Origin of the sequence: Microbispora sp. H10670 (genome assembly GCF_014161385.1) — a bacterium.
Taxonomy (GTDB): domain Bacteria; phylum Actinomycetota; class Actinomycetes; order Streptosporangiales; family Streptosporangiaceae; genus Microbispora; species Microbispora triticiradicis.
Genome location: NZ_JABBWW010000011.1, coordinates 1 through 22,924, shown reverse-complemented (window position 1 = coordinate 22,924; position 22,924 = coordinate 1). Strand labels below are relative to the sequence as shown.

26 protein-coding genes are annotated in these 22,924 nt (G+C 72.4%); 14 read left to right on the top strand and 12 right to left on the bottom strand.

The window, feature by feature from the left end:
- Positions 1–2: 2 nt before the first annotated feature.
- The 6 genes from HHX33_RS17300 to HHX33_RS17280 all read right to left on the bottom strand — a co-directional run bounded on the left by HHX33_RS17300 (position 3) and on the right by HHX33_RS17280 (position 6,497).
- Positions 3–1,124: a zinc metalloprotease gene (locus tag HHX33_RS17300; protein ID WP_220501902.1), complete on the bottom strand. Its 1,122-nt coding sequence runs from the start codon at positions 1,122–1,124 to the stop codon at positions 3–5.
- Complete coding sequence (locus tag HHX33_RS17295; protein WP_182875506.1) at positions 1,121–3,199, bottom strand: NACHT domain-containing protein; 2,079 nt, start codon at positions 3,197–3,199, stop codon at positions 1,121–1,123. The genes HHX33_RS17300 and HHX33_RS17295 overlap by 4 nt, the downstream gene beginning before the upstream one ends.
- A 134-nt stretch (positions 3,200–3,333) precedes the next feature.
- Positions 3,334–4,479 carry a YcaO-like family protein gene (locus HHX33_RS17290; RefSeq protein WP_182875504.1) on the bottom strand — a complete coding sequence of 382 codons (1,146 nt, stop codon included), beginning with the start codon at positions 4,477–4,479 and terminating at the stop codon, positions 3,334–3,336.
- An 82-nt stretch (positions 4,480–4,561) separates the two neighbouring features.
- Positions 4,562–4,684 carry a hypothetical protein gene (locus tag HHX33_RS36145; RefSeq protein WP_259402575.1) on the bottom strand — a complete coding sequence of 41 codons (123 nt, stop codon included), beginning with the start codon at positions 4,682–4,684 and terminating at the stop codon, positions 4,562–4,564.
- A 61-nt stretch (positions 4,685–4,745) separates the two neighbouring features.
- Entirely contained in the window at positions 4,746–5,561 is an 816-nt protein-coding gene (locus HHX33_RS17285) for a glycerophosphodiester phosphodiesterase (RefSeq protein WP_182875503.1), read from the bottom strand.
- A gap of 138 nt (positions 5,562–5,699) precedes the next feature.
- Positions 5,700–6,497, bottom strand: a complete 798-nt coding sequence (locus tag HHX33_RS17280; RefSeq protein WP_259402574.1) for a class I SAM-dependent methyltransferase — start codon at positions 6,495–6,497, stop codon at positions 5,700–5,702.
- Positions 6,498–6,603: 106 nt separating this feature from the next.
- Between HHX33_RS17280 and HHX33_RS36140 the strand changes: the two genes are divergently transcribed.
- The 5 genes from HHX33_RS36140 to HHX33_RS17255 all read left to right on the top strand — a co-directional run bounded on the left by HHX33_RS36140 (position 6,604) and on the right by HHX33_RS17255 (position 9,510).
- Positions 6,604–6,999 (top strand): hypothetical protein, encoded by a 396-nt coding sequence (locus HHX33_RS36140; RefSeq protein WP_259402573.1) that lies wholly within the window; start codon positions 6,604–6,606, stop codon positions 6,997–6,999.
- 128 nt (positions 7,000–7,127) lie between these two features.
- On the top strand, positions 7,128–7,721 hold the full coding sequence (locus HHX33_RS17270; RefSeq protein ID WP_182875502.1) for a TetR/AcrR family transcriptional regulator: 594 nt from the start codon (positions 7,128–7,130) through the stop codon (positions 7,719–7,721).
- A 224-nt stretch (positions 7,722–7,945) separates the two neighbouring features.
- Positions 7,946–8,725, top strand: a complete 780-nt coding sequence (locus HHX33_RS17265; RefSeq protein ID WP_220501901.1) for a class I SAM-dependent methyltransferase — start codon at positions 7,946–7,948, stop codon at positions 8,723–8,725.
- A gap of 158 nt (positions 8,726–8,883) precedes the next feature.
- On the top strand, positions 8,884–9,255 hold the full coding sequence (locus tag HHX33_RS17260) for a DUF6247 family protein (RefSeq protein WP_182875501.1): 372 nt from the start codon (positions 8,884–8,886) through the stop codon (positions 9,253–9,255).
- Positions 9,256–9,510 carry a hypothetical protein gene (locus HHX33_RS17255; protein WP_182875681.1) on the top strand — a complete coding sequence of 85 codons (255 nt, stop codon included), beginning with the start codon at positions 9,256–9,258 and terminating at the stop codon, positions 9,508–9,510.
- 91 nt (positions 9,511–9,601) lie between these two features.
- Here HHX33_RS17255 and HHX33_RS36135 read toward each other — a convergent pair whose 3' ends face one another.
- A complete protein-coding gene (locus HHX33_RS36135; RefSeq protein WP_259402572.1) occupies positions 9,602–9,733 on the bottom strand; it encodes a hypothetical protein in 132 nt (43 codons plus the stop codon).
- Between the two features lie 49 nt (positions 9,734–9,782).
- On the bottom strand, positions 9,783–10,733 hold the full coding sequence (locus tag HHX33_RS17250) for a Gfo/Idh/MocA family protein (protein WP_182875500.1): 951 nt from the start codon (positions 10,731–10,733) through the stop codon (positions 9,783–9,785).
- Between the two features lie 127 nt (positions 10,734–10,860).
- Here HHX33_RS17250 and HHX33_RS17245 point away from each other — a divergent pair, with 127 nt between their 5' ends.
- Entirely contained in the window at positions 10,861–11,481 is a 621-nt protein-coding gene (locus HHX33_RS17245) for an Ohr family peroxiredoxin (RefSeq protein ID WP_220501900.1), read from the top strand.
- A 72-nt stretch (positions 11,482–11,553) separates the two neighbouring features.
- On the opposite strand, the gene HHX33_RS17240 is transcribed toward HHX33_RS17245, so the two are convergent.
- Entirely contained in the window at positions 11,554–12,318 is a 765-nt protein-coding gene (locus HHX33_RS17240) for a lytic polysaccharide monooxygenase (protein WP_182875498.1), read from the bottom strand.
- 189 nt (positions 12,319–12,507) lie between these two features.
- Between HHX33_RS17240 and HHX33_RS17235 the strand changes: the two genes are divergently transcribed.
- Positions 12,508–12,915 (top strand): ArsR/SmtB family transcription factor, encoded by a 408-nt coding sequence (locus HHX33_RS17235; RefSeq protein WP_244302135.1) that lies wholly within the window; start codon positions 12,508–12,510, stop codon positions 12,913–12,915.
- Complete coding sequence (locus HHX33_RS17230) at positions 12,908–14,071, top strand: cation diffusion facilitator family transporter (RefSeq protein ID WP_259402571.1); 1,164 nt, start codon at positions 12,908–12,910, stop codon at positions 14,069–14,071. Before HHX33_RS17235 ends, HHX33_RS17230 begins: the two co-directional genes overlap by 8 nt.
- Positions 14,072–14,088: 17 nt before the next feature.
- Here the strand turns inward: HHX33_RS17230 and HHX33_RS17225 are convergent, their stop codons facing one another.
- Together HHX33_RS17225 and HHX33_RS17220 are read right to left on the bottom strand one after the other, a co-directional pair.
- On the bottom strand, positions 14,089–15,270 hold the full coding sequence (locus tag HHX33_RS17225; protein WP_182875497.1) for a CU044_5270 family protein: 1,182 nt from the start codon (positions 15,268–15,270) through the stop codon (positions 14,089–14,091).
- A complete protein-coding gene (locus HHX33_RS17220) occupies positions 15,260–15,832 on the bottom strand; it encodes an RNA polymerase sigma factor (RefSeq protein ID WP_182875496.1) in 573 nt (190 codons plus the stop codon). The genes HHX33_RS17225 and HHX33_RS17220 overlap by 11 nt, the downstream gene beginning before the upstream one ends.
- 149 nt (positions 15,833–15,981) lie before the next feature.
- Between HHX33_RS17220 and HHX33_RS17215 the strand changes: the two genes are divergently transcribed.
- From HHX33_RS17215 to HHX33_RS17190, 6 genes are all read left to right on the top strand, one after another.
- A complete protein-coding gene (locus HHX33_RS17215; RefSeq protein WP_182875495.1) occupies positions 15,982–16,818 on the top strand; it encodes a glycosyltransferase family A protein in 837 nt (278 codons plus the stop codon).
- Between the two features lie 97 nt (positions 16,819–16,915).
- Positions 16,916–17,965: a glycosyltransferase family 9 protein gene (locus HHX33_RS17210; RefSeq protein ID WP_182875494.1), complete on the top strand. Its 1,050-nt coding sequence runs from the start codon at positions 16,916–16,918 to the stop codon at positions 17,963–17,965.
- Between the two features lie 207 nt (positions 17,966–18,172).
- Positions 18,173–18,709, top strand: a complete 537-nt coding sequence (locus tag HHX33_RS17205) for a hypothetical protein (protein ID WP_182875493.1) — start codon at positions 18,173–18,175, stop codon at positions 18,707–18,709.
- 253 nt (positions 18,710–18,962) lie between these two features.
- A complete protein-coding gene (locus HHX33_RS17200) occupies positions 18,963–19,421 on the top strand; it encodes a DUF6220 domain-containing protein (protein WP_182875491.1) in 459 nt (152 codons plus the stop codon).
- A complete protein-coding gene (locus HHX33_RS17195) occupies positions 19,418–21,520 on the top strand; it encodes a multicopper oxidase family protein (RefSeq protein WP_182875490.1) in 2,103 nt (700 codons plus the stop codon). The genes HHX33_RS17200 and HHX33_RS17195 overlap by 4 nt, the downstream gene beginning before the upstream one ends.
- A 153-nt stretch (positions 21,521–21,673) precedes the next feature.
- Entirely contained in the window at positions 21,674–22,375 is a 702-nt protein-coding gene (locus tag HHX33_RS17190; RefSeq protein ID WP_182875488.1) for a hypothetical protein, read from the top strand.
- A gap of 313 nt (positions 22,376–22,688) precedes the next feature.
- On the opposite strand, the gene HHX33_RS17185 is transcribed toward HHX33_RS17190, so the two are convergent.
- A partial coding sequence (locus HHX33_RS17185) for a transposase (RefSeq protein WP_182874168.1) occupies positions 22,689–22,924 on the bottom strand: 236 nt, incomplete at its 5' end.

Genomic DNA, 22,924 nt, shown 5'->3' with positions numbered 1-22,924 from the left:
GCTCACCTGTCCGGGTGGCCGCCGACCATGCCGATCGCGGCGCGGATGTCGTTCAGCACCTCGGTGGTCAGCCGCTCGCTGTCCTGGAGCAGCCGCTCCACGTCCCCGTCGTGGCTGGGATGCCACATCTCCGGCATCGCCCGCGTGAGGCGCTCCTCGGTGGCGGGTGCCTCTTTCGCGGGTGCCTCCTTCGCCGCCGGCGAGACGAGGAAAGAGGCCCGCACGCCCTCCAGGCAGGCGTTCATCCGCGCGGCCTGCCCTCGGGTGAACATGAACATGCCGGCGTCGTCGGTGTAGTCCATGTAGTTCACGAACATGTCGCCGTTCGGGCCGTTGCCGCAGGTGACGCGGGGAAAAGCCGGCAGCCCGTAGTTCGCGTCCGCCTGGTTCGGCGTGTCGGCGACCTTGTCGTCGCTCGTGCAGGCGCCGTCGTCGTCTCCCCAGACGTGGTAGAGGTCCAGCCAGTGGCCGATCTCGTGGGTCGCCGTACGGCCGCCGTCGAAGGGGTGGGCCGCCGTGCCCGTCGTCCCGAAGGCCGTGTTGAGGATGACGACGCCGTCGGTCTGCGGCGGACCGCCGGGAAACTGGGCGTACCCGAGCAGGCCCCCGCGAAGCCGGCACACCCACAGGTTCAGGTACTCGTCGCTCGGCCACGGGTCCGATCCTCCGGTGGCGCCCGACTTCACGCCGTCGTCCACGGTGAAGTCGTGCCGGTCGGTGGCGACGCGCACGATCCCCGTCGCGGGCTCGCCGTCGGGCCCGCGCGTGGCCAGGCGGAACTCCACCCGGGCGTCCGCCACCAGGGCCTTCCACACGTCCGGCACCTTCGCCACGTCCGGATTCGCCGCGCGGAAGTCCCGGTTGAGCACCTCGATCTGGCTGTGGATCTGTTCGTCGGCGATGTCGTCGGCCGGCACGGCCCGGTCGTGCACCACGTGCACGACGACCGGGATGGTCACCACCTCGGTCCGGACGGGGCCACGCCGCCCCTGCTCGTACCGCAGGGCCCGGGTCTCGATCGCCGCACGCCGCGCCCGATAGGTCATGCTCTCGTTGAGCAGCCTGCGGTGCACCAGCATCGTCCCGCACAGGTCGCGGGCCGGGAACCGGGTCGGTTCGGTCATGGCGAGTCCCTCCGCTCCTCGAGTGTGTGGTCACGCGCCAGGCGCCGTTGCAACTCGACGTTGCGGAACTGGTAGAACGGCCCCTCGGTGCGCAGCAGGCCCAGGCGGTGGGCGTCGTCGAGGAAGCACATGGCGCGCAGCGGCAGCCGTCCGCGCCTGGCGAGCCGCGGGATCGTCAGCGTGTAGGCGAGCCAGGCGTGGTGGCTGCCGAGTATGAGCCCGAACAGCGGCCCGAGCAGCAGTCCGCCCACGAGCACGGCCGGCGGATTCAGCTTGGCCACCAGGCCGACGGCTGCGACCGTCAGACCGACGCCCAGCCCGCACAGCGCCCGGATGAGCGTGAGGTTGCGGTCTGCGCGCCAGGTCGACCGGGGAGAGCGCGCCGTCGCGGTGCTGGTCGGGTGTTCGACCCAACGGATCAGGCCGACGGTGAGCACGTATGTAAGCCCGGACAGCATTCCGATCTTGAGCGCCCCGTCGGGTTTGTAGTCGCTCGACAGCCAGCCCACCAGCGCGCCCATCAGGCCGGCGACCACGGCGTCCGCCAAAGTACGGCCGAGCAGGGACATCCGTCCGCGCACCTGGAAGCCGGCGTGGCCCGGCGGCTCGGTGAACCACGACCTCGTCATGAGCAACACGGCGATCGCGGACAGCAGGCCGGTCGCCACTCCGGCGGACGGCGTGTGCGTCACCGCCGTGATCAGGATGGCCACCAGAATCCCGCTGGCGACGCCGACCATGAGCCGGACCGTCCTGGTGGAGGCGTACCGCGCCAGATGCCACCAGGCGACATTGCGCGTGTCCTCCCCGGCGGTCAGGATCTGGCCCGACAGGTAGGCGAGCCAGTGGCGCACGTGCTCCGGGTCCCAGGCGTGCCGGGGCCGGAACGGCTCGGCCGCGTCCGCGGCGGGCGTACGCGAGCCGACGAGGGCGGGGATGAACCGGTCGCACAGGTGGTCGTAGAGACGGGCCGCGTCCGCCCGCCCGAGTTCGAGCAGCGGCGCGGGGTCCTGGCGGGTGACGACATAGGCGGAGCGGACGAGCCACAGGCCCAGAGGGGTCGCGGTGACCTCGGCCAGGGCCGGTGCGTTCCCCTTTCTCAGTGCGTTGAGCACCTGCATCCAGGCGAACTGCGGCCTGGGCGGCAGGCACGCCTGGAGGTAGTCGGCGGCCGTCTCCGCGGTGATCTCCCCCGGCTCGATGACCGCCGCCGCGGTGAGCACGTTTCCCAGCAGGTCGACGGACTCGGCGAACTGCTCCGTACGGCAGGTCAGGATCAACTGGTCGTGGTCGCCCATCGAGTGGTTGAGCGCCAGGAGCACCCCTGCCCGCGCCTGCCCCGGCAGTTCGTCCAGGCCATCGAGGACCGGCAGGACCTCGCGGCGCGCCGCCAGCGTCCTCGCCGCGTCGGGGCCGAACTCGTCCGCCGTCAGCGCGGGATAGTCGACGGCGAGGCAGTCGGCCAGCCAGTCCTGTAATCGGGGATGGACCTCGGTGTCCCAGCGCGCCGCCGAAAGCAGCACAGGAACGGGCTCATCGGGGAGCCGGGTCCGGAGCAGTTCCATCAGCAGTTGCACGGCGAGGGTCGTCTTGCCCGATCCCGGGCCCCCGATGATGGCCAGGCGGCGGCATCGCAGCCCGCGGAAGTCGGCCGCCATGCCGGCGAGGTCCGCGTTGAGGCTGGGGAAGCTGACGAAATCCTTGGCGATCAGGCGGGGGTGGTCCATCAGCTCGGCGTGCTCCGTCGACCGCCACGGCACCGGAATGGGCTCGGGGTCCGCCAGCGACCTCAGGATCGTCTCGTCCTTCCACTGCTCGGCCACGAGACCGGCGAGCGCGTCCTTGGCGGTGTCGACATCGCTGCGGGTGGGGGCCGGCGGCGGTCCACTGGACCTGAACCACCAGGACATGAGCGGCAGGATCCCGTTGACCAGGCCCACAGCGCCGGTCGCCAGGCTTATGAGCGTCGCGACGTTCAGCGATTTGATGCGCGTCGATGTTCTCGGCAGCGTCGGTTGCTTGACCCACCACAGGAACAGCAGGCCCAATACCAGGAACAGGATCCCCAGCACCACCGAGGTCCTCGAGCTGCGCCGTCGATGCCACCTCGACCTCTCCACAAGGCCATCATGCGAACCGCCCTCCCCGGAGAGTAAGAAGGACATCTGCATGGTGTGGGAAAGTGCTCGTACATGTGCGCGCGGGCAGGTCAAGCCTTCGGTAGATCGGGCCGCCGCGCGGCGGCCCGCCCCCGGGGGCCGGGCAGGACGAGGTTGCCCTCCACGACCAGCATGAAGCGTTCCAGGCCCGGCACGACGACGTGTACGGCCGTTATCCGCCCGGGGAGAACGGCCACCGTACGCGTGAGCGGGGTGTAGCCGCGCGCGCCGAGGCGGGCGGCCACTTCGCGGAGCTGGTCCCGGGGACGGCCCGGCCGCGCTCCGTCCTCGGGGAAGGGAACCGTACGGGCCGCGTGCAGATGCTCGGTGAGGTCGAAACGCCCGCACGCCAGCAGTTCGGGATACCGGGCGAGCCGTTCCGCGTCCCCCCGGCGCTGGATGCGCTCACCCACCGTGGTCTGCACAAGCTCGGTGAGCGCCCGCCACGCGGCGTGAGCAGGGCTCAGGGAGGTTCCGGCTCCGCGCCGGTGCGGGCGGTCCGGCGTCGGCGCGACGTAGGCGAGCATGGTGGGAACCCTCAGGTCACCGGTGATGTCAAGCAGGTGGACGGGCGCTCCCGCGACCTGACCGGCCACGGCGTGGGCGCGGGCGAGCTCGGGCGGCAGGGTGCGCGGATCGACGACCGACGGCCGTTCGCCCGTGCCGAGGAAGGCGCGCACCAGCAGCAGGGAGAGCGCGTCGCGTTCGATCGTCTCGTTGAGCGCGTGCAGCAGCGCCTCCGTCGCGGTGACGCCCACGGCCGATCCGCTGTTGCAGCTGTACCTCATCAGACCGGTGTAGTCGTGGGCGTCACCGGCCCGCCCGCGCAGCCGCGCCGCGTCCGCCTCGACGTACCAGGGGGCGGACAGGAACAGGGGCACCGGGACGGCGCCCCCGGGTCCCTGATACCGATGACAGGCCAGCGGCGCGGCGCATCGGCCGTCGAGCAGGACGGCGGACGCGTCCGCCCGCAGCGGCCCGGCCGCGATCCTGGCCGGTTCGACGGGTTCCACCGCCGCCGGGTCGAACAGCGCCGGGCCCGTCAGGTAGTGCTCCAGCGCCTCGAACAGGGCCCCGGCACGGGCCTCCGCGCGCCGTCCCTTGCCCATGCCCTCCGCCGACGGCGCCGGGACACCGTCCGGCCCGCGCAGGCGGCAGTGCCAGGCGGCCGGCTCCCGGCCCTCGCCCAGGTCCACCAGGTCGGGCGTCAGGCCCAGATGCGCGAGGGCCGCACCGGCCCGGCGTACGGCCTCCGGAAGCGGGACGACCCGCTCCGCGCTAACCGGCGTTCTCGTCGCGTTCCTCGGTGATCTCGCGCAGCCGTTCGCGTTCTGCCTCGGTGAGCTCCTGTTCGACGTCGTCCAGCGACTCGGCTCTGGCGAAGTCCACGCCGCGTCCCATGGGCTGCTCCCTTCAACAGGCGGGAGGGACATCTGCCCGCGTCCGGGTCAGGCCAACACCATCAACCGGCCACCTCCCCTACGACGTCCGGCCTGTTGGTGATGACGCCGTCCACACCCGCGCCGGTCAGGCGGCGTACGGCGGCGGGCGCGTCCACCGTCCACGCGAGGACCTTCATCCCCAGCCTGTGGACGCGGCGGACGTAGCCGGCCGTGACACCGGCGTACGGCGGGTTGATCTGTTCGGCGAACGCCGCCAGGCGGGGCAGGTCCGCGACCGGCGGCGTGCCGAGCAGGCCGATCGGCACCCTGGGCACGAGGCGGTGGAACCGGCGCATCGACTCCCAGTCGAACGACTGCACCACGATCCGGCCCCGCCAGCCCGGGTCGCGCCCGATCTCCTCGGCCACCCGGGCCTCGATTCCCGGGTAGAGCCGGGGCTCCTTGATCTCCAGCAGCAACCCGAGCCCGCTGCCGCGCATCTCGCGCAGCGTCTCGCCGAGTGTCGGCACCCGCTCTCCGGCGTACTTCCGGGAGAACCACGAGCCGGCGTCCAGCCCGCGGATCTCGGCCAGCGTGAGGTCGCCGACCCGCCACGGCGACCGGCCGGGAAAGACCTTCTCCACGTCGGTCGTACGGCTGAGCGTCGTGTCGTGCATCAGCACCAGGTGATGGTCCGCGGTCTCCTGCACGTCGAGTTCGAACATGTCGGCGCCCTGGTCACGGGCCAGCCGGAACGCGGCGACGGTGTTCTCGGGCGCGTACGCCGACGCGCCGCGATGAGCGACCACCAGCGGCCGCGACGCCGCCGCGGCGGGAACGACGAGAGTGAGAAGGGTCAGGACGAGTGCGACGATAAGACCGAGTCGCCGGCGCATGGTTCTCCTCGGGTGTCGGGAGGCGTCCTACGACCCGAACCTGACCATGCGCCATTACACCGAGTTGATTTCCCGATGGCGGCCGGGTGCCGTCTCGATGAGCATCACCTCCGTCTCCGGACATTTCCGCCGTACGGGTCAGAGGCGCGCGGCGGTGACCACCACCGTGACGTAGGCGACGGTGAAGCCGCCTCCGATCGCGTCGATCGCGGCCCCGACCTCGGCGAGCATCTCCGACAGCGTATCCGGCGGGAGCCGGGTCAGCAGGCCGGACGTGGGCAACTGGTCCAGCCACTCATCGCGCGTGTAGAACCGCTGCCAGTCGAACCGCCACTCCTCGGGCTCGCCGAACGCGCCCGCCTCCCGGATGCCGTCGGCGGCCTTGTCCAGCAGCGGCCGGTATCCGTCGAGGGCCGACTTCGGCGGCGCGCCGTCCTGTGGCGGGAAGCCGGGCAGCACCTTCCGGTAGACCGCGGCGAGGGACTCCGACACGGCGGGCGGCGGCTCGAACACGTGCCAGAACGCCGCCAGCCGGCCACCGGGACGCAGCACCTCGGCGGCCTTGACCGCTCCGGCGACCGGATCGACCCAGTGCCAGGCCGTCCCGGCGACGACCGCGTCGAACGTCCGTCCGGCGGGGTGCCAGGCCTCGAACGTCGCCACCTCGACCTCGATCCCGCCGCGGCGTGCGAAGGCGGCCATCCGCGCGTCGGGTTCGACGCCGAGCACCCGGCAGCCCGCCGACCGGAACTGCCGTGCCGCGAGGCCGGTGCCGCAGCCGACGTCGAGGACCTCGGGCCCAGGACTGGCGGCGACGATCCGCTCGACCATGGCGTCGGGATACGCGGGCCGGGTGCGGTCGTACCGCTCGGCGTCCACACCGAACGACTCCGCCATCTGCCTGGCCTTGTGGGGTGCACCTTCAAAAGTGGGCATGTGCCCACTTATAGTGGGCACATGCCCACTCGTCAACGGCGTTCACCCTCGGCGTCGTTTTCGAACTTAGAGTAATCGATCCACCACTCAAAGTAATATGTAGTCCATGCCAGGACTCGACCACGAGATGCCCATCGCCCTCATCCACAACCGGCCGGAAACCGCGCTGGAGCTCCTCCATGTCGCGACCGGGACCCCGATCCCACCCTTCACGGCCGCCCGGGTGGGAAGTATGCAACTCGCTACCATGGTGACGGCAAAGCGTCTGGAGGAGATGGTGACCACCATTCAGGACTTCGAGCACCTCGGCGAGAAGTACTTCTCCCACTGGCTCGCCAAAGGCGAGGGCGACGCGATCCTCAACGTGCTGGAGGCCCGGGGGCTGGAGGTTCCCGACGACGTACGCGAGCGGATCCACCAGTGCCAGGACCTGGACCAGTTGCGGACCTGGGTACGCCGGGCCGTCACCGTCACCTCGGCCCACGAGCTGTTCACCGAGTAGCGGACCCGGCGACGACCTGACCTTCGTATCCGTCCACGGTGGTGGAGTCGCACACTCGGTCCTCCGGCTTCGAAGACCGAGGAGGCGGCACCGGTAAAGTCGATGGTGGCGGAGAGGAGGGACGAACGGTGCCGACGGGAGTGGCCCTCCGCGACGTACGCACGCAGTTGTTCGACGCCGCCGAGCGCGTGCTGCTCAGGGACGGACCGAGTGCGCTGACCAGCCGGGCGGTCACCACCGAGGCGGGCTGCGCCAAGGGTGTCCTGCACCGGCACTTCGCCGACTTCGACGCCTTCCTCGCCGAGTTGGTGCTCGACGGCATCGCCAGGCTCGACCGGCAGGCCGCCGCTCTGCGCGAGTCCGCCGGGACCGGCACCGTCGCCGGCAACCTCACCGACGTGCTGACGGACCTGTTCGGTTCAGTCGCCGTCGCGGTCGTCGGCCTGATCATCTCCCGGGACGGCCTGCGCGCCCGGTTACGTCAGGCCAGGCCCGGCCAGGGCCTTCCGCTCCTGACGGAGGCCGCGGCCATGCTCGCCGCCTACCTCGCCGCCGAGCGCGATCTGGGCCGGATCGCGGCGGACGCCGACGTGGACACGCTCGCTCCCACGCTGCTCGGCGCCTCGCACCTGCTGTTCGCCGACCGCGACGGCGGTCCGCCCCAGGCCGACGCCGTGCACAAGATGGTGAACACCGTCATCGCCGGCGTCGTACGCGACTGAGCCGCGGACCCTCCCGTCCTGCGCGCCGCCGGCACAGCCCTGCCTGCCCTTGGCCTTCGCGGACAACGGGCGACGTGTCGCCAAGAACATTCCGGGCCGACTCGACCTCCCCGGCTCGGGCGCGAACTAATGACATGAACGTCGGAAGCGTGGCCGGTAACGTGACAAGGTGTGACAAGGCAGGCGCTCTTCAACCGCGAAACCCGTTGCTCCGGTAGCCGGGCGTGAACGACGACGACCGGCTGATGCTGCGCCGTACCTTCACCGAGGACGCCGCCCTGTACGACCGGACGCGGCCCGGCTACCCGACCGCGATGTTCGAGCACATTCCCCAAGGCAGCCGGGTGCTGGAGATCGGTTGCGGCACCGGTCAGGCCACGGTCGCCCTCGCCGGGCGCGGCTGCGCGGTCACGGCGGTCGAATTGGGGGCCGAGATGGCGGCACTCGCCCGCCGCAAGCTCGCCCGGTTCACCGGCGTGGAGGTGGTCAACGCGGCCTTCGAGGAGTGGCCGCTGCCACCGGAGCCGTTCGACGTCGTCTTCGCCGCCACCAGCTTCCACTGGCTCGATCCCGCCACACGGGTGGGCAGGTCGGCCGACGCCCTGAGACCGGGTGGCCTGCTGGCCGTCGTCTCGACCGAGCACGTCGCCGGTGGCAGCGAGGCGTTCTTCGCCGAGGTGCAGCGTTGCTACGAGCGGTGGGACCCCGCCACGCCGCCCGGCCTGCGGTTGACGCCCGCGAACGACATCCCGTACGACAGCGGCGAGATCGACGACTCCGGCCGCTTCGGGCCGGTGCGGTTCCATCGTTACGAGTGGGACCACGCCTACACGACGCGGGAGTATCTCGACCTGCTCAATACCTACTCCGGCCACCGCGCCCTGCCCGCCGAGGCCCGCGCGGGGCTGCTCGGCTGCATCGCGGCTCTCATCGACGGCCGGTACGGCGGGCGCATCGTCAAGCGTTACCTCACCCAGCTCGCCCTCGCGGGCAAGCACCCCTGACGGGCAGGCCGCCTTCTCCGGTGCCGTCACGCTGCAGATCCATCCCGTCACATCTTCCGGCACCAGCGTCCCGAGGTTCCGCCAGGCTTGTCGGCCCTGACGGTTAAGCTCGGTTCGAGGTGTCGCCCAGGGCTACCGTGATCGTGAGGGGGAAGCACATGACAGCCGAGTCGCACGAGATGACCAGCGGTCGGAGCCCTGACCAGATCGTGGAGTCCCTGATGGCCGATCGGACTCCACGCAACATCCGTGCGTGCCTTCCTCCGGCCGATCGCGACTACTTCGACGTGGACTATCGGCGGGCCATGGCCAAGGCCACCGAAGAACTGGACCTCGCGCCCGTCAACGCCCTGCTCGCACATTGGTGGCACATGGCCAGGATGAAGGCCGCCGGGGAGTACGAAGCGGTCCTGGAACACGGCGCTCGCGTGCAAGAACAGATCGAGGGCGGCGAATACGTGCCGGGGAGACCGTTGCGGGAGGTCCTGGCCGAACGGGCGTCCCAGCTCGGCGTGGATCTCGGCCTCTAGATGTACTCGGTCGGCAAGAGCAAACAGGTAGACGAGCAGATCACCGCCCTTCCCGCGGAAGCGCTCGGGGCCTTCCACGAGGTGACCGTGTTCCTCCAAGTCGCACCGTGGAGCGGCAACCCCTTCGTGAGAGAGCGTCCCGACGCCCCGATGCGGACACAGACGTTCGGGGACGGCGGTTCTGGCATGGTCACTTACCTGATCGTCGAGTATCGACGCCTGGTGGAGATCATTCACGTCGCCTGGTACGGCTGAACAGCCAAGCAGAACAGGCGCGCAGCGGGACCCAGGGTGACTCGACCGGCAGACCCAGGGAGAGCCTTGGTTGACCACGCTCGCCTGACGGTCAGCCGAGAAGCGGGGTGAGGGCGGCTTCGAGGTGGGACACACCGGTGAACAGGACGCCGGTCATGCCGAGCGCCCGGGCCGCCTCGACGTTCAGCACCGCGTCGAACGGCCGGGGGTCGCCATCGCTCATGCATGCCATGCAGCGGTCCGCGTCCGCGGCGCTCCGGGGCAGGGTGTGGTCAGCGGAGCAGGTCGAGGGCGCGGGCGGTGCCGAGGGAGTCGTCGGCGGCGGTGTGCCGGGGCTCGGCCTCGCCACGCAGCACCTCGTGGATGTGGCGGATGCCCCAGGAGAACGTCGAACCCTCCCCCGGCTCGTGCCGCTCGACCAGCCGCTCCTCGCGCCAGACCTCCAGCACGTCGTGCGGCTTCGGGTGGAAGGGATTGGTCAGGCGGATCTCCCCGCCGGTGCCGACCAGCCGGGCGTACGTCGTGGACGGCAGGTCGAAGCTGCAGCTCAGCAGCAGGCGGCCGGGATCGAATTCGAGCACTCCGGCGGTCTCGATGTCCACCCCTGCCTCGCCCTTGACGGTGGCGGCGTGACCGGCCACGGCCTCGCGGCCGAACAGCAGTTGCGCGAACCGTACGGAGTAGCAGCCCACGTCGTAGAGGGCGCCGCCGCCGAGGGCCGCGTCGAGCCGGATGTTCTCCGCGCCCTCAAGCCGGAAGTGGAAGGACGACCAGATCTCCCGCAGGTCGCCGATGACGCCCTGTTCGAGGAGGTCACGCAGCCGGGCCGTCTGCGGGTGGAACGGGAAGACGAACGCCTCCCAGAGCGGGCGGGCCGACCGGCGGGCCACGTCGATCACGTTCTCGGCCTCCGCGGCCGTCAGGCACAGCGGCTTCTCGCACAGCACCGCCTTGCCCGCCTCCAGGGCGGCGATCGTCCACTGCGCGTGCAGGGCGTTCGGGAGCGGGACGTAGACCGCGTCGATGTCCGGGTCCTCGATCACGGCCTCGTACCCGCGCACGGCACGCTCGACGCCGTTCTCCCCGGCGTACGCCTCGGCCCGTGCGAGGTCGCGACCCGCCACGACGGCGGCCGTGCCGCCGCCCGCCTCGCGCAACGCCGGGAGGAACGCCCAGGCGGCGATGTTCGCCGTGCCGAGGATGCCCCACCGAACACCGCTCATACCGATCCACTCCTCGTCGCCCAGATCCTGCGGGGACGGTAGCACAGGTGAATTTTTGCCCCTGGATTCCGATATTGGGCAGGTCAGGGGGGTAGGCCACCCGCCGATCCATGACGGGGGAAACGCGATGAGCGAGGAAATACGGCGATTCACTCACCGGCCGGGCGACCGGGCGCCGGGGCCCGACTATTCGGGCCCCGGGGTGGAGGCGGAGCTCACCGGGCTCATGCAGCCGGAGGACCGGACAGGTGAGCGGGCCGGCGAGGCGGCGCGGCCGGGCCCGGTCCGGGAAGGCGGGCCGGGGCGGGAGCGGCGGGGCGAGCGCGGGGGCGACGGATCGTACGACGGCCTCTACACGGCCCGCGCCTCGTCCGCCCTGGGGAAGGTGGCCTCCGACGACGGCCTGCTCGACGTGCGCATCAAGGCGCCCCCGGAGCTGGGCGGGCCCGGCGGGGAGACCAACCCCGAGCAACTGCTCGCGGCGGCGTACGCGTCGTGCTTCCACAACTCGCTGACCCTGGTCGCCGGACGGCAGGGCACCCGGACCGCCGACGCCACCGTCGACGCCTCCGTCACGCTGCGCAAGCGGGGCGCCGCCGACGACTACACGATAAGTACGGACGTGACCGTACGCCTGCCGGGGGTCGAACCCGAGACCGCCCGGCGGCTGGTGGACGAGACCCATCGCATGTGCCCGTACTCCCGGGCCTTCGCGCACGGCGCCGAGGTCCACGTCCACGTCGCCTGAATCGCGTACGGCCGTACGCGGGCCCGTGCCCGCGGGGAGCACGGGTCCGCGTCAGAGCAGCCGGGCTCAGGGTCAGACCCGCTGCCAGAGCGCCGGGACGTTCGGCGGCTCCCAGCCGGTGAGCGCGGTGTGCGCCTGGATGCACCGGTAGGTCACGCCCGCGTAGGTGACCCGGTCTCCCACCTTGTACGCCGTGCCGGCCGCCCAGGTGCCGCCCGGAACGGTCGGGGTCGGCGAGGGACTGCGGGTGGGAGAGGCGCTGGGAGACGGGCTGGGCGAGGGGGTGCGCGGCGGCGTCGGAGTCGGACTCGGGCTGGGCGTCCCGCCCGAGCCGATCTGGAGGTCGACGCAGGCGTAGAAGGCGTTCGTCGTGTCGGCCACGTTCCAGATGGCGAGGACCTTCTGCCGGCCCGTGCGGCCGCCGAGGTTCACGCTGTGGCTGACGGTGGCCGGCGGCTGCGCGCCGTGGTCGTCGAAGACGGCGATCCGCGTGCCGCCGATGTAGTACTCCCACGTGCTCGTCGAGTGGCGGGCGGTCAGCGACCAGGTGAAGGTGACGGTGTTGCCGACGCTGGTCGCGGGCCACGGCCTGCTCTCGTCGTCGAGCTGGGCGAACCGGGCGTTGCCGCCGCTGCAGCTGCGCAACCCCTTCGGTCCTTCCACGCTCTGGGGTTCGTACACGATGTCGCCGCAGTTGGGGACGCGGCCCTGCGCGCACATCGCCTGCCGGCTCGGCGGCGACGAGATGTACCCGTGCGCCTGAGCGGGCGAGGCGATGAACACGGTGGCACCGATGACGACCGACGCCGTCGCGAGGAAGGTCAGCGCTCTTCGCATGTGGTGCTCCTCACTGCTGGGGGTGGCGCAAATATAAAAGAAGGTTTCCTAACAGTGAAGGCCCAATTGCTGGCACCACCTGCGGAATTAAGATCCTCCTGGGTGGATCGGTCCATCACCATCCCCTGGAGCGGGCGTCCCGGGCGGTGCGTCGTTGACAGCATGGTCCGGTCACCTAAACTTCTTCATGTGAACGACCGTTCAATCGTTGTGGACATCGAGACCGCCGATTCCTGCGCGCTCCCCGTGGTCGACGCGGACCGGGTGGAGAGCGTCAGGCGGGTCATGCCGGGCCCGGAGACGATGGAGGACCTGGCGCAGATCTTCGGGCTGCTGTCCGACCCCGGACGGCTGCGGCTGATCGCGGCGCTGCTCGAAGGCGGCGAGATGTGCGTGTGCGACCTCGCCGCGGCCACCGGGCACAGCATGTCCGCGGCGTCCCACGCCCTGCGCCTGCTGCGGGCCCACAACGTGGTGAAGGTACGGCGTACGGGAAGGATGGCCTACTACCGCCTCGCGGACTCGCACGTGCGACTGCTGTTCGATCTGGCGATCACGCACATCACGCATGAGGAGAAGGACCGAGACGATGGGTGAGACCGGCATGGGTGAATCCGGCATGGGTGAATCCGGCACAGGGCACGAACCCCCGCAGGGACACCGGCGCGGGACGGGACAGGCACAAGGGCACGGGCATGCGCACGGTCACGGGCACGGTCACGCGGTCAGCGCCGAGGCCGACCGGCGGCTGCTCACCGCCGCGCTGGTGCTCATCCTGGGCTTCATGGCGGCCGAGGTCGTCGTCGGCTTCGTCGCGCGCTCCCTCGCCCTGGTGTCCGACGCCGGGCACATGCTCACCGACGCCATCGCGATCGCCTTCGCGATCGTGGCCATGCGGATCGCCGCCCGGCCGCCCCAGGGCGGCTTCACGTACGGCCTCAAACGCGCGGAGATCATCTCCGCGCAGATCAACGGCATCACGCTGCTGCTGCTCAGCGTCTACTTCGTCTACGAGGGCGTACGCCGGCTGATCGAGCCGCCCGAGGTCGCGGGCGCGTACGTGGTCGCCACGGGTCTCGCCGGGATCGTGGTCAACCTCGCCGCGACCTGGCTGCTGAGCAGGGCGAACCGGTCGAGCCTCAACGTCGAGGGCGCCTTTCAGCACATCCTGAACGACCTGTTCGCGTTCATCGCGACCACGGCCGCCGGCGCGGTGGTGTGGGCCACCGGCTGGAGCCGGGCCGACGCCCTGGCCGCGCTGGTCGTGGCCGCCCTGATGCTCAAGGCGGGGTGGGGCCTGGTGCGCGACTCCGGACGGGTCTTCATGGAGGCCGCCCCCGCGGGCATGAGCCCCGCCGAGATCGGCCGCAGGACCGCCGCTCTGGAGCACGTGGTCGAGGTGCACGACCTCCACATCTGGGAGGTCACCTCCGGCTACCCGGCGATGTCCGCGCACATCCTGGTCGCCCCCGGCTCCGACTGCCACGCCGTACGGCAGGCCGCCCAGCGGATGGTCCACGACGAGTACGGCATCGCCCACACCACACTCCAGGTCGACCACGCCCCTCCGGACCTGCTGGCCATCGGCGGCCCGGCCGAGCCCCACTGCGCGGAGGCGCACGGCCCGGCGCACACGAACGGGCGGCCGCAGCCGTCCGACGACACCGCCGGAAAACGCGGCCCGAACGGGTGCCCGGGACGCCGCCGGATCAGTTTCCGGCGCCCCGACCGCCTCTCCGACCACCCCACCTGACCGCCGCGCTCACCGGTTCACCCCGGGGTCCGGTCGTCTGGGGCCCATCCCCGGCGGAGGAACAGCCGGTAGCCGATGACGGCGGGAACGCCGACGCCGAGCTTTCCGGCGTCCGTGGTGAGGATCTCCTCGCTGGAGTCGAGGCGGCCCGTCCCGGGATCGATGACCAGGACCAGCCTCCTGGGCAGTCCCCTGGTCACGTCCAGGGCGACGGCCTCTCCGGCCCGGCCCGCCCGGTCGGTCGTCCGGCCCAGGTAGCCGAGCCCCGGCCAGCCGGCCAGCATCCGCCACAGGGCGGCCGAGAGCCGGGGAGGGACGTTCCACTCGCTGTGGAGGTCGATGACGGCCCGGACCAGTTCCTCGGCTTCGGTCACGTCGGCGGGCACGGGTCCCGGCGGCAGGAGTGCCCGGCGGAGGGCGGCGGCGTCCAGCGGCAGCCGGTCCGGCGACCGGCTCGACAGCACGGCGTCCGCCGCGAACACGTCGTCCGACTCGGGGGCTCCGGCGGCGGCTGCCGCCGCCGTCCGCTCGCTGCCGTACCCGATGACGATCGGCGCGCCACGACGCTCGACCCGCCGCACCTGGTCCGCCGGGGAGAGCGGCGTCCACTGCTCCGTGACCGTGGGCACGACGGCGGTGCCGGTGCGACCGCCGGAGACGGCGACGCTGAGGTTCCACTCGTTGAGCCGCAGGTAGCTGTAGCCGGCGGCCGCCGGTCTGACCGGCTCCGGTTGCCGTCCGGCGGCCTTCGCCAGGCGCAGCAGTATCGGACGCGCGGACGGCAGGCTTCCCGTCATCGACGACTCACCCCCCGATCGGTGGTAGGACAGCATGGCGACGGTCGGGACACGGGCGGCGGGCTCGTCGGCGGGGACCCACCGCGTGATCCCCGCTAGAAGAGCGGCCGCCACACACCCGGCCGTCAGGCCCGTGATCGTCGCGCGCCTGACCGAGAGGCGCCCGACTGCCCTGCGCCTCGCCGCCACGTCGAAGGCGCGCCACCGGCCGGGCCGCCGCCCCGCCGCAGGGTCCGCTTTGGGATCCGCTGCCGGGTTCACGGTGGCATCCGGCGGCGAGGAGACGATGCCCCGCAGCGTCGCCCGCGCCCGCGGAGTCCACGCGGCTCCGGCGAACGTCTCCGGCGGCGCCGGGTCGATCGGCGCGAGCAGCCGCCGTACGTCGGTGAGGTCATCGGTCATGACCCGCGCTCCTCTCAAGCGGACCGGACCGCGGCGAGCCGGGAGGGGTGGCCGCCACCCCGTGGTCGCGCAGGGCGGCGAGGAAGCGCTGCCGGGCGCGGCGGGCACGGGCGGCCATGGCCGCGGACGAGCATCCGAAGACCACCGCGGCCTGCGAGACGGACAGGTCCTCCCAGCCGATCAGCCGGAGGATCTCCCGATCCGCCGGGCTCATGCGGCGGAGGACCTCTTCCAGTGCGGCGGCTGCCACCACGTCCTCGCCGTGGTCGCCGGTGACCGTCCGCCCGGACCACGCGAAGCTCGCCAGGCGGGCGAGCAGGCGCCCGCTCCGCCGTTCTCGGCGTTCCTCGTTCGCGATGACACGCCGCGCGACCCCGTACAACCAGGGCAGCACGTCCGCGTCCCGCGACGGCACGTCCCGCAGCCTCCGCCAGGCGATGGAGAACGTCTCCCCGGCGATGTCACCGGCCGTGTCCTCGCCCACCCGCCGTGCCGCGTAGCGCAGGACGCTCTCGTAGCAGGTGTCGAACATCCGCGTGAACCTGACCACCTGCTCCGACATCCATGTCCCGCCCTCCGTCCGCCCGCACCTGTTTATGTCCGGCACCGCCGGGCGGATGACAACGGGCCGCCAAAGCCGTAGTGGCCGGGGGCGCGGGCGGCCGCTCGGCGGCGCTGTTTGCCGTACGACCCCAGGGGTATCAGCCGCGCATGTTCACCCCGTCCGACCTCGACGTTCTCGTGCCCACCAGGGATCGCCCCGGTGCGCTCGCCGTCACGCTGGCGGGTCTGGCGGCGCAGACCGCGCCGGGGTTCCGCGTCGTGATCTCGGACCAGTCGCGGGAGCCGGTCGCCGGGGACCGGCTGGTGGCCGCGCAGGTGCGGATCCTCGGCCACCGTGACCGGCCCGTGGACGTCCGTCGTCACCTGCCCGCGCGGGGCATGGCGGAGCAGCGGGCGTTCCTGCTCGACCGGGCCGACCGGCGGCTCGCGCTGTACCTGGACGACGACGTCTGGCTGGAGCCGGAGGCGATCGAGGTCCTGCTGGCGGCGATGAACGGCCTGTGCTGCGGGTTCGTCGGCTTCGCCCTGCACGGGCTGTCCTACCGCGACGACGTCCGCCCGGCCGAACTCGCACCGTACGAGGAGTGGACCGGCGGCGTACGGCCCGAGCGGGTGCGCCGGGAGTCGCCGGCCTGGCGGCGGTGGACCCTGCACAACGCGTCCAATCCGCTGCATCTCGCGCAGGAGCACATCGGCGCCCCGGGCCCCCGCGAGTGGCGGCCGTACAAGGTGGCGTGGATCGGCGGCTGCGTGCTGTACGACCGGGAACGGCTGCTGGAGTGCGGCGGGTTCGACTTCTGGCGCTCGGTGCCAACCCGGCACGCGGGTGAGGACGTGGCCGCGCAGCTGCGCGTCATGGAGAGGTACGGCGGGGCGGGACTGCTGCCGAGCCGGGCCTACCACCTGGAGTTGCCGACGACGATCATCGACCGCGGCGCCGAGTGCTACGACTACGTCTTCGAGGCGGCGGCAGGGGCGCGGTGATGGCCGCGCCGATCGACCCGCCGATCGACACCGCGACCGGCACCGCGAAAGGGACGGTGATCGGCCCTGAGACGGGGGCCCGGCGACGGGGACGGCGATGGGCGGCGTGATCGAGGGGGTGGGCCGGATCGCGGTCCTGCGGGCCAACGCCCTCGGTGACCTGGTCCTCGCCATGCCCGCCCTGGAGGCGCTGCGCCGGGCCTATCCGGGGGCGCGGCTGACCCTCCTCGCCAGGTCCTGGCACGCGCGTTTCCTGGAGGGCAGGCCGGGTCCGGTGGACGATGTCGTCGCCCTGCCGCCCATCTCGGGCGTCTCCTCGGCCGCGAGCGGCCACGCGGCCCCGGAGAGCCTGTTCGAGGAACTGCGCGAGCGGCGGTTCGACCTCGCCGTGCAGATCCACGGCGGCGGCCGTTACTCCAATCCGTTCGTCAGGGCGATCGGCGCCCGGGTCACGGCCGGGCTGTGCTCACCGGACGCCGAGCGGCTCGACCTCTGGGTACCGTACGTCTACTTCCAGCACGAGACCCTCCGCTACCTGGAGGTGGCGGCGCTGGTCGGCGGGACGTCCGAGGCGCTCGATCCGCGGATCGCCGTGACCGACGCCGACCGGGCCGAACTGACCCGCGTGTACGGCGAGCCGCCGCCCGGCCTGGTGGCCGTCCACCCGGGGGCGACCGATCCGCGGCGACGCTGGCCGGCGCGTCACTTCGCCGAGGCCGCCGACCGGCTCGGCCGGCCTGTGGTGATCACCGGTGTCGAGGCGGAGCGCGAGGTGGTCGAGAAGGTGGCGGCGGCGATGCGGCGGCCCGCCGTCACGGCCGTCGGCACCCTCGGCGTCGGCGGCCTGGCCGCGCTCTACGAACGGTGCGACCTGGTGATCTCCAACGACACCGGCCCGCGGCATCTGGCCGCGGCGGTGGGGACCGCGACCGTGGGCGTCTACTGGTGCGGCAACCTCATCAACGCCGGGCCGCTCACCCGCACCCGGCATCGGTCCCTGATGTCCTGGACAGCCGAGTGCCCGGTCTGCGGCGTCAGCGGGCTCGACCCGCGTGCGGGGCGGTGCCCGCACGACGAGTCGTGGGTGACCGGGGTCACGGTCGACGAGGTGGTGGAACAGGCCGAAGACCTGCTGCGCGGCGGATGACGAACCTGTCACCGCACCGCCTGGTCCAACCGGCCCTCCGTCCGGGAGGACGCCCGCGGGAGCCGTGCGGGCCGGTGCGCGGGCCGGTGCGCGGGCCGGTGCGCGGGCCGGTGCGCGGGCCGGTGTGCGGAGGCGGCAGGCCCGCACTGTCCGGGGACAAGACGGATGCAAGGTCCCTCCAAGGCGCCGGCCCTAGGGTCGGCCGACATGAGCAAGAACCTCGTCATCGGCGGACTGCTGGCGGCCGTGTCGGCCGTGGGCCCGCTGGCCGCTCCGGCCCACGCCGCCACGCCCAGGACCGCGACCCAGACCGCCTTCACCCAGGCTGCCCCGGCACAGACCACCACGGCATCGGCCGCGAGGACCCGGTCCGCCGCGGCGCCGCTCATCCACTGGGGGCCGGTGCGGTCGCGGGCCGGGCACCACGGTTACGCCAAGGCCGACGTCTGGATCACCCGGTTCAGCGCGGAGACCTTCGTCGTCTCCGGCAGCCTCCACGACCGTGACGCGCACGGCGGCCACTGCGCCTATGTCCGGGCGCGCTTCCACTACATCGGCGGCGGCACCGGCTGGGCCCTGCCGCGGACGACCTGCGCGCCCCGGAGCACGTTCCGGCTGTCGTCGGACGGCCAGATCAAGCGCGTGGACGTCAAGGTCTGCGTCGTGGACCGGGCCCGCCGCGCGACGCTGAATTGCCACAGCGACGCCATCACCCCCGGCATCATCGCCAACTGGCCGCAGTGACCGCGTACTCCCCGAGCGGTAGTGGGACGCGCCGCTGATGCGGCGGCGGTAGCCGCAAGCGCCTTCCGGCGTGCGACGACGCGGGCGGCCCCCGGCGGCGACGATCGGAGCGCCGCCGGGGTGGACGGAACGTCCGCCCGCGTACTCCCCGAGCGGTAGCCGACGTGTCTCTCACGGAGGGACGACGCGCCGGTTCGACATGGGACACGATCCCGGTGATCCCCACAGTCCGCTCATCGAAGGGAGCACCGCCGTGCGCAAGGTCTACGCCGTATTCGCGGGACTGCTGCTCGCCGCCGCCGTCGTCCAGATGTACCTCGCGGCAGTCGGCGCGTTCGACAAACCACAGGACGACTCCTCGTTCGCCGCACACAGCATGAACGGCATGCTGGTCATCCCCGTGCTGTCGCTGGTGGCCACCGCCGCCGCCGCGGCGGCCCGGGCGCCGGGACGGCTGATCGGCCTGACCGTCCTGCCGGTCGGCCTGGTCGTCGTACAGGCGCTGATCGTCGTGCTCGGCGGCGCGTTCGAGGACGCCGCGGGCAACACCACCCCGCTCTCCCTGGCGATCCTCGGGCTGCACGCCCTCAACGGCATGGCGGTGATGGGCGTCTGCGGCACGGTGTTCGGCCGGGCCCGTCGGCTCGCGTCGGCCGGCCCCGCGCGGGTCGAGGAAGGCGCCGTGGACGGCCCGGCGGTGCGCGCGTCGTGACCACCGACCGGCTCATGGTGCTCGACCTGCTCGTCTCGGTCCTGGCCGCGGCGGCGTGGGTGGGCGCGGGGGCGGCGGCCGCCGCCCGACGCCCGAGGACGGCCGCGGCCCTGATGGCGGGGGCCTTGGTCGCGTCACCGGCCCGGGCCGGGTCCGTTCTCGCGCTGGCCGGGGCCGGCTGGTGGTTCGTCCAGGAGAAGGTCACGATCGCCCTGCCGCTCCTCCTGACGGCGAGTGTCGTCGCCGCCGTGACGGCCGGGCCGCGGCTGCTGGCCGCGTCCCGCGCGGCCTCGGAGGCCGGCCGGGACGCCGCGAGGTCGCCCGCGGTGGTGGTCCCCCTGCTCGGGGCCGGGTACGCGGCGGCGGCCGGCCCCGTCCAGACGTTCCTGCTGGGGTACCCGGCGGAGCCCGGCAGCGCTCTCATCCTCCTGGCCGTCGTCGCGGGGGCCGTACTGCTGACCTGGCGGGCGATGACCCCGCGGGTCCCGCTGCTTCGTGCGGCGACGGCGGCGACGGCCGTCGCCGCCCTGGCCGGCGGGGCCCTCACGTTCCTCCCCGCCGCCACCGCCGAAGCCGCCACCCCGGTCGCCGCCACCGCCGGAGCAGTCGCCCCGGCCACCGCCGAGGGCGGCCACGACATGCCGGGGCATGACATGTCCACCCAGGCATCCGCTCCCGTCCGTCCGGTCACGGATCTGCGCGGACCGTCGGCGCCCGCGCCCGGCGGGACCGTACGCCGGTTCACGCTGACGGCGCGCACGGCGACGGTCACGCTGTCCTCGGGCCGGAAGGTGGCCGCCTGGACCTTCGACGGACAGGTTCCCGGTCCCCCGATCACCGCCGAACAGGGCGACCTCGTCGAGGTGCGGCTGCGCAACGCGGACATCACGGAGGGCGTGACCCTGCACTGGCACGGCTACGACGTGCCTTCGGGAGAGGACGGCGTGCCGGGACTCACCCAGGAGGCCGTGCCGCCGGGCGGTGAGTTCGTCTACCGGTTCGTCGCCGCCCAGACGGGGACCTACTGGTACCACACGCACGAGGTGTCCGACATCGGCGTACGGATGGGCCTCTACGGCATGCTCGTCGTGAAGCCGAGAGGGTCCGCGACCACCGGCGTGGATCTCACGCTTCCCGTGCACACCTTCGCGGGCACGACCGTGGTGGGCGACCACGACCAGCCCGTCCTCCAGGAGGTGGCGCCGGGCACACCGGTGCGGCTCCGCCTGGTCGACACCGACAACACCCCGCACCGGTTCACCCTGGCCGGCACGGTCTACCGGCTGGTGGCGGTGGACGGAACGGACCTGAGCGGGCCGGGCCCGCTGAGCCGGGCCGGGCTGAGGCTCCCGGCGGGCGGCAGGTACGACCTCGCCTTCACCATGCCGTCCGGCCCGGTGGTCCTGCGGGTGGACGACCGCACCGAGGCCGTACGGCTCACGACCGCGGCGAGCGGCCCCGGTCACGGCCCCCGTCATGGCACTGGGAACGGCGCCGGGAACGGCTCCGCAACCGACGACGCTCCCGGCGCCGAGCGCACCGCGGGCCCCACCGCCCGCTCCGATCACCCCGGCGACGTCACGGACGCCGAGGACGCCGCGGCGGCGGCCGGGTGGCCGGAGCTCGACCTCACCCGATACGGCACGCCGGCGTCCACGCCGTACACGTCGCGGTCCCGCTTCGACCGGCGGTTCACGCTCGTGCTCGACCGGGGGCTCGCGCTCGGGGACGGACTGCCCATCTACGCGCACACGATCAACGGCCGCGCCTATCCGCACGTGGCCACCCAGGTGGTCGCGGAGGGCGACCTCGTCCGTCTCACCGTGGTCAACCGGGGCAGGGACACCCATCCCTGGCATCTCCACGGTCACCGGGTGCTGGTGCTCGCGCGTGACGGCCGCGCCCCCACCGGGAGCCCTCTGTGGCTCGACACCTTCGACGTACGGCCCGGGGAGGTGTGGGAGGTCGCGTTCCGCGCCGCCAACCCCGGTCTGTGGATGAACCACTGCCACAACCTCAGCCACGCCGACCTGGGGATGATGCTGCACCTGGCGTACGAAGGGGTGACCACGCCCTTCCACGGCGGCCACGGCGGGTGAGAACCCGCGCCGGATGCGAAGCCGGGTAAAAAATGCGGCCCCGGCGCCGGGCGAGGTGTAAACGGACGGTAATCAGATCACAACTTCGGGTGAGTGGAGCAGGCCTGGGTCCCCTCGCCGGGCGTCGAGCGACGCGACCCGAAGGGAGAGATCGTGAGAGTGGCCAGGATCGTCGTTCCCGCGCTGGCGGTGTGGGCCTCGGCGGGGTGGGCCTCGGCGGGGTGGGCGTCGGCGGGGTGGCTCGGCCGTCCCGCGTACGGCTTCGCGGCGGCCCGGCCGCCCGCACCGGGCGGATCGGTGGCCACCGTGCCGCACCGGGAGGCCGTCCGCCCGCCGGAGCGCCCCGGGCGGCACGCGGCCGCCGGCCCCCGTCAGGAGGCCGCGCGCCAGGCCGGGCAGGCCCCCGGACGCGTGTGCGCCTACCGCCTCCGGGGCGTGAGCGCGGGAGGTTTCCTCCACGTACGCGAGGGCGCGGGGCGCCGGCACGCCCCCGTCGGCAGGCTGCGGGTGTCCGACGGGGGCTTCGCCGGGGCCTGCGCCGTCACCCACGGCTGGATCGCGGTGAGAGCCGCCGACGGCGCGTCGGGCTTCGCCTCCGCCCGTTACCTGCACAGGCTCGATCTCAGCGGCCGGCCCTCGCTGTCGTGCGCCTACCGCCTGAAGCACGTGCACAAGGGCGGTTACCTCAACGTCCGCGAGAGCGCGGGGCTCGGTCACGTCCCCGTCGGGAAGATCGGCCCGGCTCAGGGCACCATCGCCGGAGCCTGCGCCGCCGACCACGGCTGGGTGGCCGTGGACACCGCCGACGGCATCCCCGGCTGGGCCGCGGCCCGCTATCTGCGGAAGATCCCGTAGGGAGTGCGGCGGTCCGTCGCCGCGCCGCCACCGCCACCTCCGTGGTCACGGTGGTCTCCGTAGTCGGGGTGGTCGGGTGGTTCCGGCGACCGTGTACCGGCAGGCCCGGCGCGCTGGACGTCCTGTTCCCGCAGGGGCCGCCTCCGCCGTCCCGTCCCCGGTGTCCCCCTGGCCGGGGACGGGAGGCAACCCCGCCCGTCCCAAGCGTCGCCCAAGGCCGGGTGTCCCGCCCCCGGCTCGCCGCCCGGGCAGGACGCCCACACCCGTTACGAACCGATCGCGGTATAGCTCAGGCTGGATGCTCCTATGGATGTCAAGCGGCGACTTGTTGATCGTTCGCTGTGATGATCCGGTAGAGCTCTCGGGCGACGTAGCGTTTGAGGCAGCGGATGATCTCCTTCTTGGACAGGCCTTGTTTGGTTCGTCGTTCCATGTAGGCGCGGGTGCGGGAGTCCCAGCGCAGACGGCATAGGACGACGAGATAGAGGGCTTTGTTGGCTTGCCGGTCGCCGCCTCGGTTGAGCCGGTGCCGGTGGGTCTTACCCGATG

Coding starts and splice junctions, on each gene's coding strand:
- HHX33_RS17300 (WP_220501902.1), bottom strand. CDS start 1,124: ATGACCGAACCGACCCGGTTCCCGGCCCGCGACCTGTGCGGGACGATG.
- HHX33_RS36145 (WP_259402575.1), bottom strand. CDS start 4,684: ATGGGACGCGGCGTGGACTTCGCCAGAGCCGAGTCGCTGGACGACGTC.
- HHX33_RS17285 (WP_182875503.1), bottom strand. CDS start 5,561: ATGCGCCGGCGACTCGGTCTTATCGTCGCACTCGTCCTGACCCTTCTC.
- HHX33_RS17280 (WP_259402574.1), bottom strand. CDS start 6,497: ATGCCCACTTTTGAAGGTGCACCCCACAAGGCCAGGCAGATGGCGGAG.
- HHX33_RS36140 (WP_259402573.1), top strand. CDS start 6,604: ATGCCAGGACTCGACCACGAGATGCCCATCGCCCTCATCCACAACCGG.
- HHX33_RS17260 (WP_182875501.1), top strand. CDS start 8,884: ATGACAGCCGAGTCGCACGAGATGACCAGCGGTCGGAGCCCTGACCAG.
- HHX33_RS17255 (WP_182875681.1), top strand. CDS start 9,256: ATGTACTCGGTCGGCAAGAGCAAACAGGTAGACGAGCAGATCACCGCC.
- HHX33_RS36135 (WP_259402572.1), bottom strand. CDS start 9,733: ATGAGCGATGGCGACCCCCGGCCGTTCGACGCGGTGCTGAACGTCGAG.
- HHX33_RS17250 (WP_182875500.1), bottom strand. CDS start 10,733: ATGAGCGGTGTTCGGTGGGGCATCCTCGGCACGGCGAACATCGCCGCC.
- HHX33_RS17245 (WP_220501900.1), top strand. CDS start 10,861: ATGAGCGAGGAAATACGGCGATTCACTCACCGGCCGGGCGACCGGGCG.
- HHX33_RS17240 (WP_182875498.1), bottom strand. CDS start 12,318: ATGCGAAGAGCGCTGACCTTCCTCGCGACGGCGTCGGTCGTCATCGGT.
- HHX33_RS17230 (WP_259402571.1), top strand. CDS start 12,908: ATGGGTGAGACCGGCATGGGTGAATCCGGCATGGGTGAATCCGGCACA.
- HHX33_RS17225 (WP_182875497.1), bottom strand. CDS start 15,270: ATGACCGATGACCTCACCGACGTACGGCGGCTGCTCGCGCCGATCGAC.
- HHX33_RS17220 (WP_182875496.1), bottom strand. CDS start 15,832: ATGTCGGAGCAGGTGGTCAGGTTCACGCGGATGTTCGACACCTGCTAC.
- HHX33_RS17215 (WP_182875495.1), top strand. CDS start 15,982: ATGTTCACCCCGTCCGACCTCGACGTTCTCGTGCCCACCAGGGATCGC.
- HHX33_RS17210 (WP_182875494.1), top strand. CDS start 16,916: ATGGGCGGCGTGATCGAGGGGGTGGGCCGGATCGCGGTCCTGCGGGCC.
- HHX33_RS17205 (WP_182875493.1), top strand. CDS start 18,173: ATGAGCAAGAACCTCGTCATCGGCGGACTGCTGGCGGCCGTGTCGGCC.